The sequence below is a fragment of the Streptomyces geranii genome, from assembly GCF_002954775.1.
Taxonomy (GTDB): Bacteria; Actinomycetota; Actinomycetes; order Streptomycetales; family Streptomycetaceae; genus Streptomyces; species Streptomyces geranii.
In genome coordinates, this window is record NZ_PJME01000005.1 from 145,390 (window position 1) to 161,278 (window position 15,889).

Sequence of the window (15,889 nt, forward strand, 5' to 3'; positions counted from 1 at the left end):
CGTACGGCGCGGTAACAACGGGGGCGGGGGCCGCGGTCGCGGGTCCGGCGGTGGCTCGGCCCGTGGGTACGGGGGTCAGGCCGCGGTGTAGCCGAGCTGGCGGCGCATATAGGGGGTCATAAGGGTTTTGGCCTTGGCCAGAGTGGCCGTGCGACCGCCGAGGACCGCGGTCTCGCCGCCGGGGACGGGCAGCATGGTCACCCCGTCGGCGGGGCCGAAAGGCACCACCAGCGGGGTGCGGTGGATGGGCCGGTAGAAGCGGGGTTGTCTGCGGTGCCTGCCCGGATTCTGCAGGTAGGCGCGGATGTTGTGGACGGCGAGGTCCGCCTGGGCGAGCGCGACGGGGGTGATCTTCAGCTCGCTGACGTCGTTCACGTCCCCGACCGCGAACACATCCGGCCATCCTTCGACCCGGAGCGTCCGGTCGACCCGCACATGCCCGGAGGGGTTCAGCCAGTCGCTGTGTCCGGCCATGCGCAGCCAGAAGGTGTTGGGGGTGGTGCCCGTGGCCCAGAAGGAGCGGTCGGCGTCGATGATGTTGCCGCGGGCGTCGCGGTAGGTGCCGAAGTCGTTGCCCGGCGACATGAAGGAGTCGAGCCGTACCTCGACGTGGTGCGACTCCAGCCAGGCGAGGGCCTTGCGTCCGGCCCGTTCGCTGCCCGTGGCGTGCAGCAGGGCCGATCCGGAGTGGGCGAGGGTGACGCGGGCGTCGGGCCTGGCGAGGCGTATCTCGGCGGCGAGTTCGACCCCGGAGGGCCCGCCGCCGACGACGAGGACGTGCTCGGCGGCGGCGATGTGCCGCTGATGCCCGGCGAAGGACTCGGCGGCCTCCTCGACGGTGGTCCCGGCGAAACGGGCCGGCTCGGGGTAGTCGGCGCCGGTGGCGATCACCACGACGTCGTACGGGAGCCGCTCGCCCGTGCCCAGCACCACCTGCCGCTCGGCCGTCTCGATCCGGACCGCCTTGCCCACCACGACCCGGCCGTTGCGCAGCAGCCGGTCGTACGGGATGAACGGCGTGATGGTCCACTCCGGGTGGACACCCGCCCGCAGGGAGGCAATACGGTGGAAGAAGACCTCCTTGCGGTCCACCAGCGTGACCCGCGCCGTGTCGTCCAACCGTTTCGCCAGCCGCACGCCGGCATAGCCGCCGCCGATCACCACTACGTCGCCGTCACGCACGCCGGTCTCCTGTGCCTGTGGGGGGAGCGAGTGACACGGCGCGGTGGGGTGGACTCCGACGGCCACTCGACTGCCCCGAGCGTAGCGCTTGAAACTTAAAGATCCGACGTGTTTCTGTGTGCATTCCGTGAAGCACTGCGGAAGCACTCCCCAGAGAGACACCGGAGGTACGTCCATGCTCGCATCCTGGTACGACGAACAGGGCCCCGCCGCCGACGTCCTGCACGTCGGCGATCTCCCCGACCCCGAGCCGGGTCCCGGCGAGGTCCGCGTCCGGGTGAGCGTATCCGGCGTCAACCCCGGCGACACCAAGAAGCGGCGCGGCTGGCTCGGTTCCTCGATGCCCTACCCGAGGGTGGTCCCGCACAGCGACGGCGCCGGGGTCGTCGACCGGGTCGGCGACGGGGTCGACTCCCGCCGGGTGGGACAGCGGGTGTGGGTCCACGGCGCCCAGTCCTACCGGGCGTTCGGCACCGCCGCCCAGTACACCGTCGTACCCGACCAGCAGGCCGTGCGGCTGCCGGACCACCTCGGCGACGAACTGGGCGCGAGCCTCGGCATCCCCGGGATCACCGCCCACCGCGCGGTCTTCGCCGACGGCCCGGTCGACGGCCTGCTCGTCCTCGTGCACGGCGTCCTCGGCGGCGTCGGCTCCCTCGCCGCCCAACTCGCCCGCTGGGACGGCGCCACCGTGATCGGCACCGTACGCCGCGCGGCCGACCTGGACCGGATCGATCCGGCCATTGTCTCCCACGCCGTCGCCCTGGACGCCGAGAACCCGGCGGCGGAGATCCGCGCGTACGCGCCCGGCGGGGTGCGGCGGGTCGTCGAGGTGTCCCTGTCCGCCAACGCGGACCTCGACAACGCGGTCACCGCGCCCGACGCCGTCATCGCCGCCTACGGCACCCACGCCGACCGCACCGAGATCCCCTTCTGGCCGCTGCTCTTCGACAACATCACCCTGCGTCTGCTCGGCAGCGACGACTTCCCGGCCGCCGCCAGACGACAGGCCGCCCGCGATCTCACCGCGGCGGCGGCCGTCGGCGCCCTCGGCGTCGACATCGGCGCCCGCTACCCGCTGGCGGACATCGCCGAGGCCCACGAGCGGGTCGACGCGGGCGGGCGCGGCCGGGTGCTCGTCGCCGTCCCTGACTGACCGAAAGCAAACGTTCATATATGAACCCTCCCGTATCCAAGTTCGGCATACATATGGTGATCCCGTGAAACATCTTTGCCGTTCCGATGCGAGGAAGGGTTCAACCACTTGAGCTTCAGAAGCCAGCCGACCGCTCAGGTCGACGAGACAGCCACGGTCGGCGACGGGACGACCGTCTGGGATCTGGCCCAGATCCGGGAGGACGCCCGCCTCGGCACCGGATGCATCGTGGGCCGGGGGGCCTACGTCGGCCCGGGCGTGCTGATCGGCGACAACGTGAAGCTCCAGAACTACGCGCTCGTGTACGAGCCCGCGGTGCTCGGTGACGGGGTCTTCGTCGGCCCGGCGGCGGTCCTGACCAACGACTACTTCCCCCGCTCGGTGGACCCGCAGGGCAAGCTCAAGCGCGGGGACGACTGGGAGGCGGTGGCCGTCCTGGTCGACGAGGGGGCCTCGCTGGGGGCCCGTTCGGTGTGCGTGGCGCCGGTCCGGGTCGGCCGGTGGGCGCTGGTGGCGGCGGGCGCGGTGGTGACCCGGGACGTGCCGGACTTCGCGCTCGTGGCGGGTGTTCCCGCGCGCCGGATCGGCTGGGTCGGCCGGGCCGGCGTACGCCTGATCGAGCGGGCGGACGAACCGGGCGTATGGGAATGTCCTGGGACAGGAGAGCTGTTCGACGAGAAGGATGGCGAACTCATGGAGCGCGCATGACGCCTGTTTCCCACAAAACGCAAATCTTCGAACATCCTCAGGCATAACATGTGTGCGAAGTATGCAGACCAAGCACAATGAGCACACGGACCAGTGCCCAGGGGGGGTTACCGGGTAGGGACAGCTGTGCCTGCGGCGAGGGGTGAGGACCGCCCCGACGCCTGATGTTCGACGTCTGTCTTCCGCCGTGCGGCCATGTGCGCCCCGGCGATCTCCAGTCTGTTCAAGCAGAGGACCCACAGGGGGGTTGGTGTGCCCAAACGATGACCACAACACGTCTGGCGGCGCTCGGTCGTGAGGAGCCGCCGCTGCTTCCGCTCGCGCAACGGCTCCTCGGAGTCGCCGAGTCCGGGCTCCCGTCGATGCTGCTTCCCGGCGGCGAGGCCTTCGTCTTCACCATGTCCGGGCAGCAAACACCCGGCGGTTCCTGGACCCTGGAGCGGCGCGGGACCAGCACCCGGTACGCGGCCATCACCGTGCTCGGCGCCCGGTTCCTCCCCGAGGACCGGCAGCGCGCGGTGCTCGGCGGGCACACGGCCCAGGAGTTCGCGGGGCTGCTGGTCGAGTCGCTGCCCGCGGTGACCAATCTCGGTGACGCGGCGCTCATCGCCTGGGCCGCCGCCGACACCGAGCACCCCAAGCTGTCCGACGCCCTCGCGCGGGTCGACGCCCTGGACGAGGAGGGCCGGCCGCAGTACACCGTGGAGGCGGCCTGGGTGCTGTCCGCCCTCGCGGCGGCGCGTGACACGGCCGATGTGGAGAGACGATTCCACGCGGCCCGTGACCGGCTGCTGAAGGCCCGGATCGGCGACATCCCGCTGTTCCCGCACGCGACCGGGCCCGGACTGGTGCCCGGCTACCGGGCGCATGTGAGCTGCTTCGCCGACCAGACGTACCCGCTCCAGGCCCTGGCCCGCGCGCACGCCAGCGACGACCGGGGCGGCGACCCGGAGGCGCTGGCCGCCGCCGAGGCGTGTGCGGCCCGCATCTGCGAACTGCAGGGCGACGGCGGGCAGTGGTGGTGGCACTACGACGCGCGCACCGGCGGTGTCGTGGAGGGCTACCCGGTCTACAGCGTGCACCAGCACGCGATGGCACCGACCGCCCTCTTCGACCTGACCGACGCCGGGGGCAGCGACTTCGGCGCGGCGATCCGCAAGGGCCTGCGCTGGATGACGGACGTGCCCGAGCTGGCCGCCGCCGACGACGAGTCGATGATCCGCGACGAGCTGGGCGTCACCTGGCGCAAGGTCTACCGGGGCGACCCGAAGAAGGCCGTACGCGCCGCCCGGGGCCTCGGCACCCGTTTCGCGCCGGGCCTGCGGCTGAAGCCCCTGGACCGGGTGTACCGCCCCCGTTCCGTGGACCGCGAGTGCCGCCCGTACGAGTTCGGCTGGATGCTGCACGCCTGGCAGGGGGGACGAATATGAGCCAGCGCCGGACCCTGTTCGGGGTCGAGCTGGACCCGCTGACGATGGACGAGACCGTCCTGCGCTGCCTCGAAGCGGTGCGCGACGGCAGGAAGCTGGAGATCGGCGTCGTCAACGCCGCGAAGCTGGTGAACATGCGGCGCGACCCGCGCCTGGCCGCGGCCGTGTCCGGCTGTGACCTGGTCCTCGCCGACGGACAGGCCGTGGTGTGGGCCGGGCGGGTGCTGCGCGCCCCGCTGCCCGAGCGGGTGGCCGGGATCGACCTGTTCATGCGCCTGCTGGCCGAGGCGGAGTCGGCGGGCATGTCGGTGTACTTCCTCGGCGCCAGGGAGGAGGTCCTCGACGAGATGCTGCGCCGGGTCGCCGACCGCTTCCCCGGTCTGAAGGTGGCGGGCAGCCGCAACGGCTACTTCGACGACTCCCAGCAGGAGGCGATCGCGGCCGACATCGCGGCCTGCGGCGCCCAGATGCTCTTCCTCGGCATGACCTCGCCGAAGAAGGAGATCTTCACCGCCGCCCACGGCGAACGCACCGGCGCCCGCGTCGTGCACGGCGTCGGCGGCTCCTTCGACATCCTCGCCGGGGTCACCAGGCGGGCCCCCGCCTCCTGGCAGCGGCTGGGCGTCGAGTGGCTCTACCGCGCGCTGCAGGAGCCGCGCCGCCTGGGCCGGCGCTATCTCACCACCAACGCCACCTTCGTCCTCATGACGGCGCGGGAGCTGATCAGGCTCACCCCGTCACCCGCTTCCGCGAACAGGAGCCACTGATGCGCGTAGTCGTGGTCGGACAGGGATACGTCGGCCTGCCGCTGGCCATCCGCGCCGCCGAGGTCGGGCACGAGGTGATCGGGTACGACGTCGACTCCGAGCGGGTCAAGAGCCTCGCCGCCGGTGAGTCCTTCGTCGAGGACGTCTCCTCCGAGCGGATCCGGGCGGCGCTGGATTCGGGCTCGTACCGCCCGAGCGAGTCGGCGCGCGACTGCGGCGGTTTCGACATCGCCGTGGTGACCGTGCCGACCCCGCTGCACGAGGGCACCCCGGACCTGCGCTACATCAGGGAGTCGGGGGCCACCCTCGCCCGCTATCTGCGCCCCGGGGCCACCGTCGTCCTGGAGTCGACCACGTATCCGGGCACCACCCAGGAGCTGTTCGCGCCGATCCTGGAGGACGGCTCGGGCCTCACCGCGGGCACCGACTTCCACCTCGGGTACAGCCCTGAGCGGATCGACCCCGGGAACACGGTCTGGGGCTTCAAGGAGACCCCGAAGGTCGTCTCCGGCGTCAACGAGGCGTCGCTGAAGGCGGTTCAGGACTTCTACGCCGACCTCGTCGACACCACCGTGCCGGTGGGCTCGCCGAAGGAGGCCGAGCTGGCCAAGCTGCTGGAGAACACCTTCCGGCATGTGAACATCGCGCTGGTCAACGAGATCGCGATGTTCGCCCACCACCTGGACATCGACGTCTGGCAGGCCATCGACGCGGCCTCCACCAAGCCCTTCGGCTTCATGAAGTTCACCCCGGGTCCCGGCGTCGGCGGCCACTGCCTGCCGATCGACCCCTCCTACCTGTCCTGGCGGGTGCAGCGTGAACTCGGCCAGAGCTTCCGGTTCGTGGAGCTGGCCAACGACATCAACAACCACATGCCCGAGTACGTGGCGAGACGCATCAGCGACCACTTCAACGGGAGACGCCGGTCCGTGAACGGCTCGCGCGTCCTGCTGCTCGGTCTGGCGTACAAGAAGAACACCGGTGACGCCCGCGAGTCGCCCGCCCTGCGCATCGCCCAGCTGCTGCTCGACATGGGCGCCCAGGTCAGGGCGGCCGACCCGCACGTCGTCGAGAGCCTGCCGGTGGACACCCGGCTGGTGCGCGTCGAACCGGTGCCGGAGGAGCTGTCGGCGGCCGACGTGGTGGTCCTGCTCACCGACCACGACAGCTTCGACTACGAACTCGTCGCCGAACACGCCCCCTTCGTCCTGGACTGCCGCCGCCGGCTGTCGTCGGGGCCCACTGTCGAGGTGCTCTGAGCCCATGCGAGTCGTCTGTGTCGCGGGGGCACGCCCCAACTACATGAAGATCAAACCGGTGATGGACGCCCTGGAGCGCCGGGGCGCCGAGGTCGTCCTCGTCCACACCGGCCAGCATTACGACCCGGCCATGAACGACGTGTTCTTCGCGGACCTCGGCATCCGGCCGCCCGACCGTTTCCTCGGGGTCGGCTCCGGCAGTCACGCCGAGCAGACCGGACGCGTGATGACCGCGTTCGAGCCGCTGCTCGCGGAGGTGGCCCCGGACATCGTCGTCGTGGTCGGCGACATCAACTCCACGCTGGCCTGCGCCCTGGTCACCGCCAAGGCCGGGCCGCTGCTGGCCCATGTCGAGTCCGGGCTGCGCAGCCGGGACTGGAGCATGCCGGAGGAGGTCAACCGGGTCGCCACCGACCGGGTCAGCGACTATCTGCTGGCCCCCTCCCCCGACGCCGCCGAGAACCTGCGCGCCGAGGGGTACCGGGAGGACCAGATCCACCTGGTCGGCAACGTCATGATCGACACGCTGCTGGCCAACCTGGAGCGGGCCAGGGCCTCGGACGTGCTCGACCGGTTCGGACTGGCCAAGGGCGAGTACGGCCTGGTCACCCTGCACCGGCCGGCAAATGTGGACGACCCCGAGGTCCTCGCCGGGCTGCTGAAGGCCCTGGGCGAGATCGCCGGGCGCCTTCCGCTCGTGCTGCCCGTGCATCCGCGCGCGGCGGACAAGCTGGCCGAGCTGGGTGTCCCCGGCGGCATCAGGCTCGTACCGCCCGCCGGATACCTGGACTTCATCGCCCTCCAGGACTCCGCCCGGATCGTGCTGACCGACTCCGGCGGCATCCAGGAGGAGACCACCGCGCTCGGGGTGCCGTGTGTGACCCTGCGGGACAACACCGAGCGGCCCATCACCGTCGAGCAGGGCACCAATGTGCTGGCAGGCCGCGATCCGGCGCGGATCGTGTCCACCGTGCACCGTGTGCTGGACGCGCCGCCCGCCCCGCGCCGGCCCGAACTGTGGGACGGCCGGGCCAGCGACCGTATCGCCGAAGTGCTGCTGGGGGGCGGCACGGCGGGCACCCGGCCGAGACCGACCGACCAGCTGAGACCCGAGGACCCGACGTTCCCCATATGATCCGCTTGAAATACATGCTCGTCGAACGTTTGGTCGTAAGGGGGGACCGCCATGGATCTCGCTGAGATCTTCCGGGTCATGCGCAGGCGCTGGTACGTCCTGCTGCCCGGACTGCTGCTGACCGGCGGCCTGATCGCCGCCGTGCTGCTGCTGATCCCGGTCACCTACCAGTCGCAGAGCACGGTGCAGCTCCTGAACTCCCCGAAGGCCACCGTCGCCTACGGCGGCAACCCCTTCCTCAGCACCCAGACCTCGCTGACCGGCATGGCCGACAGCCTGGCCCGCAACCTCAACTCCGACGACTCCGTCCGGGAACTCAAGTCCCGCGGTGCCACCGGTACGTTCGAGGCCAAGATCGCCGACAACGCGCAGGGTCCGCTGATGTGGCTCACGGTCACCGGCACCGAGAAGAAGGCCGTCCTGGCCTCGGACCGCATCCTGACCAAGTACGCCGGGGAGCGGCTGGAGCAGTTCCAGGAAGAGCAGTCGGTGGAACCGAAGGCCATGATCCGGATGACGACGATCGTCGTCCCGCAGCCGCCGGTGGCGCAGACGACGACCCGGCTCCAGTACATGGTCATGGCCGGGGGTCTGGGTCTGGTGCTGAGCCTGGTCGCCGTCTTCTACGTGGAGGCACGCCGCAGGTCGCACCCGTCGAAGCGCGCGGCCGACGCCCCCGAGTCCACGACGGATTCACCGGACACACCGGATTCGACGGGTACGGGTTCGGGTTCGGGTTTTGGTGCGGCCGATGCGGCCGACCCCGCCGAATCCCCTGTCACCGCCCCCCGGTCTGCGTCGGAGGAGTCCGCCGTGGAACGGACGATCGCCCTGCGCACACCGCCCGCCTGGGCACGCTCCGCCGGGTCCAGGTCCGCCGGGGAGCCGCAGGCGGGGCGGTCCGCCACGGCCGTGGCACCCGCCACCGAGCCGCTCGACGAGGAGTCGACCAGTGGACAGCGTTCGCACACCGGACAGCGGGACCGCTGAGCCGAGCGGCGACCCCGCTCCCCCGGCTGCCCCCTCGCTCGGCGGGAAGGTACGTTCGGCGGCCCGCTGGAGCCTGATCAACACCGTTGTCATGCGCCTGGGCAACTTCGCGACCGGCATCGTCCTGGCCCGGTTCGCCCTGGGCCCGGCGGAGTGGGGCGTGTACGGCATCGCCCAGACCGTGCTGCTGGTCCTGCTCTCCGCGAACGAACTGGGCGTCGGCCTGGCCATCGTGCGCTGGGAGGGCGACGCCCGCCGGTTCGCGCCGACCGTGCTGACCCTCAGCGTCATCTCCAGCGGACTGCTCTACGTCGCCCTGTTCGCGGCGGCACCGACGGTCGCGGGCCTGCTGGGCTCGCCGGACGCGGCGGGCGTGCTGCGGGTGATGTGCCTGTGCGTGGTGATCGACGGGATCGCCCAGGTACCCGCCAACTTCCTCACCCGGGAGTTCGCCCAGGGCAAGCGGATGATCATCGACGCGCTCAACTTCGTGGTGAGCACGTCGGTGACCCTGCTGCTGGCCTTCGCGGGCTGGGGCGCGATGAGCTTCGCCGTCGGAGCCGTGGCGGGCAACGTAGTGACCCTGATCGGCTGCTGGCTGGCCGCCCCGGGGACCCTGAAGTTCGGCTGGAACCCCGAACAGGCCCGCGCGCTGCTGCGGTTCGGGCTGCCGCTGGCGGGGGCGAGCATGCTGGCCCTCGCGGTGGTCAACGTCGACACCATGGTGGTGGGCGCGACACTGGGCAATGTCGCCCTGGGTTTCTACGTCCTCGCCTTCAACATCTCCGGCTGGCCGGTCCGGATCATCTCCGAGGCGGCCCGCCGGGTCTCCTTCGCCGGGTTCTCCCGGCTGGCCGAGACGCCCCAGGCACTCGCGCAGGGCTTCAGCCGCGCCCTGGGCGTGGTGATCACGGGCACCGTCCCGGCGTGCGTCCTGCTGGCCGGCCTCGCGGGTCCCGCCGTCCAGCTGATCTACGGGAGCGAGTGGGCGCCCGCCGCAGCCGCGCTGCCCTGGCTGATGGCCCTCGGGCTGATCCGTATCGGCAGCGAACTCGCCTACGACTGCCTGGTCGCGATCGGACAGCGCCGGTCGCTCTTCCTGGTGCAGGGGCTGTGGCTGGTCGCCCTGGTGCCGGTGCTGCTCGTCGGCGCCCGGACGAACGGCATCGTCGGCGCCTCGCAGGCCCATGTGCTGGTCGCGGGCGGTCTGGTGGTGCCGGTGTTCCTGGTCGCCCTCAGCCGGGGCGGCATCGGGGTCGGCCGGATCGCCCGGGCCTGCGCGTGGCCCTTCCTCGGCGGGGCCGTGATGGCGGTGGTCGTCCTCGGCCTCAGGCAGCTGTTCGGGGACGGCACGTTGGCGCTCCTCGCCATCAGCACGATCGCCCTGGCCTGCTACGCGCTGTGCGTCCTGCCCAGCCGGGGCTTCCTGCGCGGCGACCCGCCCAAGCGCGACGCGGATCGGGACCTGGACCGGCCCGCCGTATCCGCTGGGACTCCCCAAGAGGACACGAGGTGAACCTGATGTCACGGCACATCAGCCGGAACTCCCTCACGGGACTGGCACTGGCCGCTCTGCTGGCCTTGCTGGGCGCGGGCTGCTCGGGATCGTCGGAGCCGGCCGCGTCGCCGGGCTGCACGGACGGGTGGCCCGCCTGTACGAGCGGCCCCCCGGCGCCGTCGAGCAGCGCGCCGCCGACCTCGGCGAGCCCCTCGCCGACGACCGGCAAGGCGACGAGCCGCCCCAACGCCTCGCCGTCCCCGACCGCAACGCCCACCCCGACGGGGAAGCCGACCGCGACGACGAGTGCGGGCGGCGCGTCCGGCGCCCCCGCGGCCAGGACCGGCTGCGCCTCCCCCGGCGACTGCGGCTTCCCGGACGCCGACACCACCGGTCCACGGATCGCGCTCAAGCCGCACAAGGCCGGGAACTGGTCGATCCGTACCGACGGCATGGTCATCCGGGGCCAGGACATCACCGGCTCCCTCGACATCTACGCGAACAACGTCACCGTCATCGACTCCAGGATCACCTCGGACAACTGGTGGGGCATCAACCTGCGCCCCGGCTACAGCGGTCTGAAGGTCCTGCACTCCACCATCACGGCGGTGCCCGGCAAGGGGCCCGACAACGGCGGTGTGGACTACGCGGTGTCGAACATGGGGGAGAGTTCCATCGAGGTCGGCTGGTGCGACGTCTCGGTGTTCGGCGACGCCCTGTCCATGGGCCAGGGGAACCTGCACGACAACTACGTGCACGACCTCGTCCCCTTCATCAACCTGGGCGGCGAGTGGCAGCACACCAACACGGTGATCAGCGGCGGCGGCAACACCGGCCATCTGATCATCCGTCACAACACCCTGCTCAACCCGAGCCCCCTCAAGCAGGGCGCCTCGGGCAGCATCGGCCTGTTCGCGGACACCGGGGTGGTCCGCAACGTCACCGTGGACGACAACTGGATAGCGGGCGGCGCGTACGCCCTCTACGGCGGCAGCACCGGCGCCACCGGGATCAAGGTCACCGACAACATCTTCTCGACCCAGTACTTCCCCGCCTCCGGCGGCTACGGGGCGGTCGCCCACTGGAACGCGGGCGGCGCCGGAAACGTGTGGAGCAACAACCGGATGTCCGACGGCAGAGTGGTCCAGCCGGAGCCGGCCTCGTGAGTGCCATCGAGGTGGTGACGCGCCGGGTCGCGCGGGCGCCCTGGACACTGCTCAAGTCGGTGTTCGGCTGGCTGGTGCTCTTCGAGGCCAGGAACAAGGTGCTGCTGGCCGCCGGTTCGGTGCGGTTGCGGCGGTTCGAGGACGCCGAGACGCGGCGACTGGCCGCCGTCCTTCCGGCGCCGCCCTCGGCTCTGGTCGCCACGGTCATCGCCACCCATCGGCGCCCCGAGGCGCTGCGGGCCGCGGTGCGCTCGGCACTGGAGCAGACGGTTCGCGACCAGGTCGTGATCGTGGTCGACGACGGGGCGGGGCTGGCCGAACTCCCCGACGATCCCCGGCTGTTCGCGGTCTCGCTGGCGCACAACACCGGTGTGGCGGGGGTCGTGCGCAACGTCGGCATCCGGCTCACCCGGTCGCGGTACGTGGCGTTCCTGGACGACGACAACCTCTGGGAACCCGACCATCTGGAACGGGCGTTGGCCGTCCTGGACGCCCCCGACGGGCCCGACCGGCCGGACGGCGTGTACACGGCCTTGCGCCGCGTCCTGCCCGACGGCAGCGAGAACGACGTCCTGTCGGTGCCCTTCGACCGGCGCCGCGCCGCGCGCGAGGCGTTTCTCGACACCAACGCCTTTGTCGCGCGCCGCAATCGTTCCCTCTACTTCAGCCGACTGCGCCGGACGCCGGAGGTGCTGCCCCGGGAGGACTGGGAGCTGATCCGACGGTACGGGCGTCGGTACCGGGTGCGGCATGTGCCGTATCCGACCGTTCGGTATCTGATGAATCCCGCGAGCTTCTACACGCAGTGGCGACAGCCCGGTTGAGGCTCGTCCGCTCCACTCCCTCTTCACTCCCTTCCGACCAGATCCGTTCAAGACCACAGGTGGTTGATCCCGTGCCCCGATCCCGCGCCCTCAGAAACAAGTTCGTCGACGCGCCCGGCTCGCTGGGCGAACGCATGCGCATCGCCCGCTGGGAGAGGTTCCGGCGCTGCTTCCCCGGTATCGAGAACATGAGCGTCGTCGACCTGGGCGGCACGGCCGAGATGTGGCTGCGTGCGCCGGTGCGGGCGAAGCACGTCCATCTGATCAACCTGGCCGAGCATCCCGCCGAGTTGCCCGACTGGATCACCGCGGAGGTCGCCGACGTCACCGACACGGGGGTCGCCGCCGAGCTGAGCGCCAAGGGGGGTTACGACCTGGTGTTCTCCAACTCGACCATCGAGCATGTGGGTGGGCACAGTCAGCGGCAGAAGTTCGTCGCCGCCGTCGAGCAACTGGCGCCGCTGCACTGGATTCAGACGCCGTACCGGTACTTCCCCGTCGAGCCGCACTTCGTGGCGCCGGGGTTCCAGTTCCTGCCGTTGGCGGCGCGGGCTCGGCTGGTGCGGAAGTGGCCGTTGGTCCACAGTCGGCCCGACAGTCCCGAGTCGGCGATGGACGCGGTGATCAACATCGAGCTGTTGACCCGGACGGAGATGCGGTATCTGTTTCCTGGGTCCGAGTTGTTGAGTGAGCGGGTGCTCGGGGCTCCCAAGTCGCTCATCGCTGTGCGGACCGAAGCCGTGCGGTGAGTTTTGTCGGGTGCGGCGGCGTCGTGGCTGGTCGCGCCGTTCCCGCGCCCCTGAGTAAGTCACGGTCCAGGTGGGCTCTTCAGTACTCCCCGTCTTACCAATGTCGCCGCTGCCGTTCTGCTTGCCGGGCGGCCCAGGGCCGCTCTGGACGTTTCGCGGAGGAGAACCGCCGTGCGGAACGCGGCCGTTGCCAAAGGGCCGTGGCGTTTGCGGTAGAGGCGGACCCTGTTGAGGGTGAGGAGGGTCCAGAGGCGGGGGGAGACCTGCGAGTCGCCTCCCAGGTGTACTGCTTCCGCCGCCGGTTCCAGTTGCGTGGCGTATCCGTGGTCCCTCGCTCGCAGGCAGAACTCCGTCTCCTCCGAGTAGAGGAAGAAGGACTCGTCCCACGGGCCGCACGCCGTCAGGCAGTCCCCCGATATCGCCATCAGCGCGCCTGTCGCCCAGTCCGCCCGTGTGGGCTGCTGGTAGGCGGCCGGGTCCGTCACCAGCTCGCTCAGGGCCGGGAAGCGGCCGGCCCTCGTGTTGCCGATCACCGCCTCGCCCAGGGCCCGGAGTACGGTCGATTCGCGGCGGAGTGAGTGGTGGGGGGTGGTCCTGTCCTCCTCGTACAGGAGGGGTACGGCTATGCCGACCCCGGCACCGAGGCTGTCGACGAGGCGTTTGGCGCAGCCCTGGCGCATGCGAATGTCGGGGTTGCAGATGAGGGCCGTGTCGTAGTCCCCTGCCGCGCCCAGTGCCGCGTTGACCCCGGCCGCGTATCCGGCGTTGCGGCCGGTCTGGACGACCGTGGCGTCCGGGGCCAGGGTGTGGAGGACGTCGACCGTGTCGTCGGCGGAGTCGTTGTCGGCGACGACCAGGTGCCAGTCGAGGCCCGCCATGCCGTCGGGCAGCGCGGCCAGGAACCCGGGCAGCACCGAGGCGCTGTTCCAGGTGACGACTATGACGGCGACGGAACTCATCGGGACTCCACGAGTTGGGGGAACTGCTGGGGTTCGGATGTCTCAAGGGGGGCGGTGGGCGTTTCGGTCCCGGGCTCTGGCGTCGCCGCTGCCGTCTCCTCCGCCGCCGCCTCGCGTCTGATGAAGCCGAGGTAGCTGCCGCCGGCGCCGAGGGTCAGGAAGAACATGCCCGCGTACATGGGGAAGCTGAGCGCGTCGAAGGTGGCGCTGATGACCAGGGCGACCAGGGCCGAGGCGAGGAACGCCTGGCCGAGTTCGCGGTCGGAGTCGGTGCGGGCGAGTCTGCGGATGGCGCCGCCGGTGTGGATGCCGGTGATGAACAGGACGAGCAGCGCGACCAGTCCGACGATGCCCATCTCGGCGAGGGTCAGCATGTACTGGTTGTCGGTGAAGAAGTACAGGTCGGGCGTGAAGGTGCCGAAGCCCCGGCCGAACCAGGGGCGTTCGCTGAGGTACGGGACGATCGCGCTGTACTTCACGGTGCGGGCCTGGGTGCTGCTGTCGGAGTTGGAGAGGAAGCTGGCGAACAGGTCGGTGATCGTGCCGATGAGCCCCGGGATGATCACCTTGAAGGCGGCCACCGAGCCGAGGATGATCCCGATCGCGGCCCAGCGGCGCTGCGGCCTCCAGCGGGGGACCATCACGAGGGCGACGATGAGGATGCCGACGATGGACGTCCTGGACACCGTCAGCGGCAGCGCGCCCGCCATGATCGCTAGCGGTGCCCAGCGGCGCAGGGCGCCCGCGTGCCGGCGTACCGGATCGAAGGCCTGGTGGACGGCGAAGGGCACCAGGAGGGCGAGCATTCCGCCGAACTCCAGGGGCTGGGCCGTGGTGGAGCGGGGGCGGGTGAAGGAGCCGCGGTCCATGACGCTGACGCCGGCGCTGCTCGACTGCAGGCCGGGGATGTGGATGGAGTCGGCGATGTTGGTCGCGGCGAAGAAGTCGTAGTAGCCGATCAGGGCGACCACCGTGCCCAGGACGACGAGCCGGCGCATCAGGGTCTCCAGCCTGCTGCGCTCCTGGATGCCCGCCGACACCAGCACCACCAGCGCCACCCACACGCCGAGCCCGATGAGCCCCCGGTCGGCGCCGAGGACCTCCTCGTGGGAGCTGTCGCGGGTCGCCTCCGCGAGGTAGGACAGGAGGACCGCCACGGCGAGCACGCACATCGCGACGCGCGGCAGTCTGGTGCCCTCGGCGGGGCGGATCCGGCCGCCGAGCCAGGTCGCCAGGTACCAGAGGAGGCCGAGCAGGGCGAAGACGTTGGCGGGGGTGCCGACGCCGCCGAGGGCGGGGAGGGTGAGGTTGGAGGGGACGAAGAAGGCCAGCACCAGATAGCCGGTGAGGATCGTCGTGGCGTCCAGGCGGCGGGTCAGCAGGCCTCTGGGGGCCCGCTCGGGGGGCTTGGCGCGATGGCGGCGGGGCAGGTAGCCGGCCTGGGCGCGGCCCCGGCGGCGGACCACCGCGACGCCCTCGGCCAGGATGGAGAGGAGGAAGGCGCTGACCATGCCGACGATGAGGACGGCCGCGATGTTCTGGTAGCGGGCCTTGGACTGCGAGACCGGGGTCTGCGGCAGGACGACCGGGGCGGCCTGCACCGAGTACTCCACCGGCACCTTGGAGGCGGCCTGGAGGGCTTTGAGCTGCTCCCCGGCGAACTTGGTGAGGGTGGTGGTCTCCCGCAGCACCTTCCCCCGGTCGGTGCCGGTGACGCTCAGGGTGAGCAGCGGGCTGTCGGCCTCGGGGGCGAACCCGGCCGTGTAGCGGTCGGTGACGCCGCGGGAGTGCAGTTCCTTGGCCGCGTCGCTCGACTGGAGCGTCCTGAGCAGCACGTCGGCCGTGACGACCAGCGAACCGCCCGCGTTCGATATGGGGTTGCCGAAGGTGGGCGCCATGTCGGCGACGGCGCTGGAGTCGAGGAGCGTGACGGAACTCTGCGACTGGTAGGACACCGGGATGGTCCGGTACAGGTATCCGCCCGTGAGCAGACTGAGCAGGGTGAGGGGCACCATGAAGTACCAGCGCCTGCACATGATGGCCCAGAGATCGCCAAGGCTCATGAA

14 protein-coding genes are annotated in these 15,889 nt (G+C 70.9%); 11 read left to right on the top strand and 3 right to left on the bottom strand.

Translation table 11 applies throughout. The annotated features are described in order from the left end of the window. Positions 1–75: 75 nt before the first annotated feature. Positions 76–1,182, bottom strand: a complete 1,107-nt coding sequence (locus tag CW359_RS09620) for an NAD(P)/FAD-dependent oxidoreductase (RefSeq protein WP_105969395.1) — start codon at positions 1,180–1,182, stop codon at positions 76–78. A gap of 175 nt (positions 1,183–1,357) precedes the next feature. On the opposite strand from CW359_RS09620, the gene CW359_RS09625 reads away from it, so the two are divergent. From CW359_RS09625 to CW359_RS09675, 11 genes are all read left to right on the top strand, one after another. Further along, positions 1,358–2,338 (top strand): NADPH:quinone reductase, encoded by a 981-nt coding sequence (locus CW359_RS09625; protein ID WP_105969396.1) that lies wholly within the window; start codon positions 1,358–1,360, stop codon positions 2,336–2,338. 108 nt (positions 2,339–2,446) lie between these two features. Further along, entirely contained in the window at positions 2,447–3,046 is a 600-nt protein-coding gene (locus tag CW359_RS09630) for an acyltransferase (protein ID WP_105969397.1), read from the top strand. A gap of 263 nt (positions 3,047–3,309) precedes the next feature. Continuing rightward, positions 3,310–4,476: a hypothetical protein gene (locus CW359_RS09635; protein WP_105969398.1), complete on the top strand. Its 1,167-nt coding sequence runs from the start codon at positions 3,310–3,312 to the stop codon at positions 4,474–4,476. Beyond that, entirely contained in the window at positions 4,473–5,243 is a 771-nt protein-coding gene (locus CW359_RS09640) for a WecB/TagA/CpsF family glycosyltransferase (RefSeq protein ID WP_105969399.1), read from the top strand. Before CW359_RS09635 ends, CW359_RS09640 begins: the two co-directional genes overlap by 4 nt. After that, positions 5,243–6,502, top strand: coding sequence for a nucleotide sugar dehydrogenase (locus CW359_RS09645; protein WP_105969400.1), 1,260 nt, complete (start codon positions 5,243–5,245; stop codon positions 6,500–6,502). Before CW359_RS09640 ends, CW359_RS09645 begins: the two co-directional genes overlap by 1 nt. Before the next feature lie 4 nt (positions 6,503–6,506). Beyond that, positions 6,507–7,637 (top strand): non-hydrolyzing UDP-N-acetylglucosamine 2-epimerase, encoded by a 1,131-nt coding sequence (gene wecB, locus CW359_RS09650; RefSeq protein WP_105969401.1) that lies wholly within the window; start codon positions 6,507–6,509, stop codon positions 7,635–7,637. 51 nt (positions 7,638–7,688) lie between these two features. Further along, a complete protein-coding gene (locus CW359_RS09655; RefSeq protein ID WP_105969402.1) occupies positions 7,689–8,627 on the top strand; it encodes a YveK family protein in 939 nt (312 codons plus the stop codon). Continuing rightward, positions 8,590–10,143 carry an oligosaccharide flippase family protein gene (locus CW359_RS09660; RefSeq protein WP_105969403.1) on the top strand — a complete coding sequence of 518 codons (1,554 nt, stop codon included), beginning with the start codon at positions 8,590–8,592 and terminating at the stop codon, positions 10,141–10,143. Before CW359_RS09655 ends, CW359_RS09660 begins: the two co-directional genes overlap by 38 nt. A gap of 5 nt (positions 10,144–10,148) precedes the next feature. Then, positions 10,149–11,291 (top strand): right-handed parallel beta-helix repeat-containing protein, encoded by a 1,143-nt coding sequence (locus tag CW359_RS09665; protein ID WP_232838322.1) that lies wholly within the window; start codon positions 10,149–10,151, stop codon positions 11,289–11,291. Beyond that, positions 11,288–12,115 (top strand): glycosyltransferase family 2 protein, encoded by an 828-nt coding sequence (locus CW359_RS09670; RefSeq protein ID WP_232838323.1) that lies wholly within the window; start codon positions 11,288–11,290, stop codon positions 12,113–12,115. The genes CW359_RS09665 and CW359_RS09670 overlap by 4 nt, the downstream gene beginning before the upstream one ends. A 71-nt stretch (positions 12,116–12,186) precedes the next feature. Then, positions 12,187–12,864 carry a class I SAM-dependent methyltransferase gene (locus tag CW359_RS09675; RefSeq protein WP_105969405.1) on the top strand — a complete coding sequence of 226 codons (678 nt, stop codon included), beginning with the start codon at positions 12,187–12,189 and terminating at the stop codon, positions 12,862–12,864. A 59-nt stretch (positions 12,865–12,923) separates the two neighbouring features. Here CW359_RS09675 and CW359_RS09680 read toward each other — a convergent pair whose 3' ends face one another. Next, positions 12,924–13,823: a glycosyltransferase family 2 protein gene (locus CW359_RS09680; protein ID WP_105969406.1), complete on the bottom strand. Its 900-nt coding sequence runs from the start codon at positions 13,821–13,823 to the stop codon at positions 12,924–12,926. After that, entirely contained in the window at positions 13,820–15,886 is a 2,067-nt protein-coding gene (locus CW359_RS09685; RefSeq protein WP_105969407.1) for an O-antigen ligase family protein, read from the bottom strand. The genes CW359_RS09680 and CW359_RS09685 overlap by 4 nt, the downstream gene beginning before the upstream one ends. Between the last annotated feature and the right edge of the window lie 3 nt (positions 15,887–15,889).

What these genes read in the sequence shown, in the direction of transcription:
- CW359_RS09625 (WP_105969396.1), top strand. Translation starts at nt 1,358, where the DNA reads ATGCTCGCATCCTGGTACGACGAACAGGGCCCCGCCGCCGACGTCCTG.
- CW359_RS09635 (WP_105969398.1), top strand. Translation starts at nt 3,310, where the DNA reads ATGACCACAACACGTCTGGCGGCGCTCGGTCGTGAGGAGCCGCCGCTG.
- CW359_RS09640 (WP_105969399.1), top strand. Translation starts at nt 4,473, where the DNA reads ATGAGCCAGCGCCGGACCCTGTTCGGGGTCGAGCTGGACCCGCTGACG.
- CW359_RS09645 (WP_105969400.1), top strand. Translation starts at nt 5,243, where the DNA reads ATGCGCGTAGTCGTGGTCGGACAGGGATACGTCGGCCTGCCGCTGGCC.
- wecB (WP_105969401.1), top strand. Translation starts at nt 6,507, where the DNA reads ATGCGAGTCGTCTGTGTCGCGGGGGCACGCCCCAACTACATGAAGATC.
- CW359_RS09655 (WP_105969402.1), top strand. Translation starts at nt 7,689, where the DNA reads ATGGATCTCGCTGAGATCTTCCGGGTCATGCGCAGGCGCTGGTACGTC.
- CW359_RS09665 (WP_232838322.1), top strand. Translation starts at nt 10,149, where the DNA reads ATGTCACGGCACATCAGCCGGAACTCCCTCACGGGACTGGCACTGGCC.
- CW359_RS09680 (WP_105969406.1), bottom strand. Translation starts at nt 13,823, where the DNA reads ATGAGTTCCGTCGCCGTCATAGTCGTCACCTGGAACAGCGCCTCGGTG.
- CW359_RS09685 (WP_105969407.1), bottom strand. Translation starts at nt 15,886, where the DNA reads ATGAGCCTTGGCGATCTCTGGGCCATCATGTGCAGGCGCTGGTACTTC.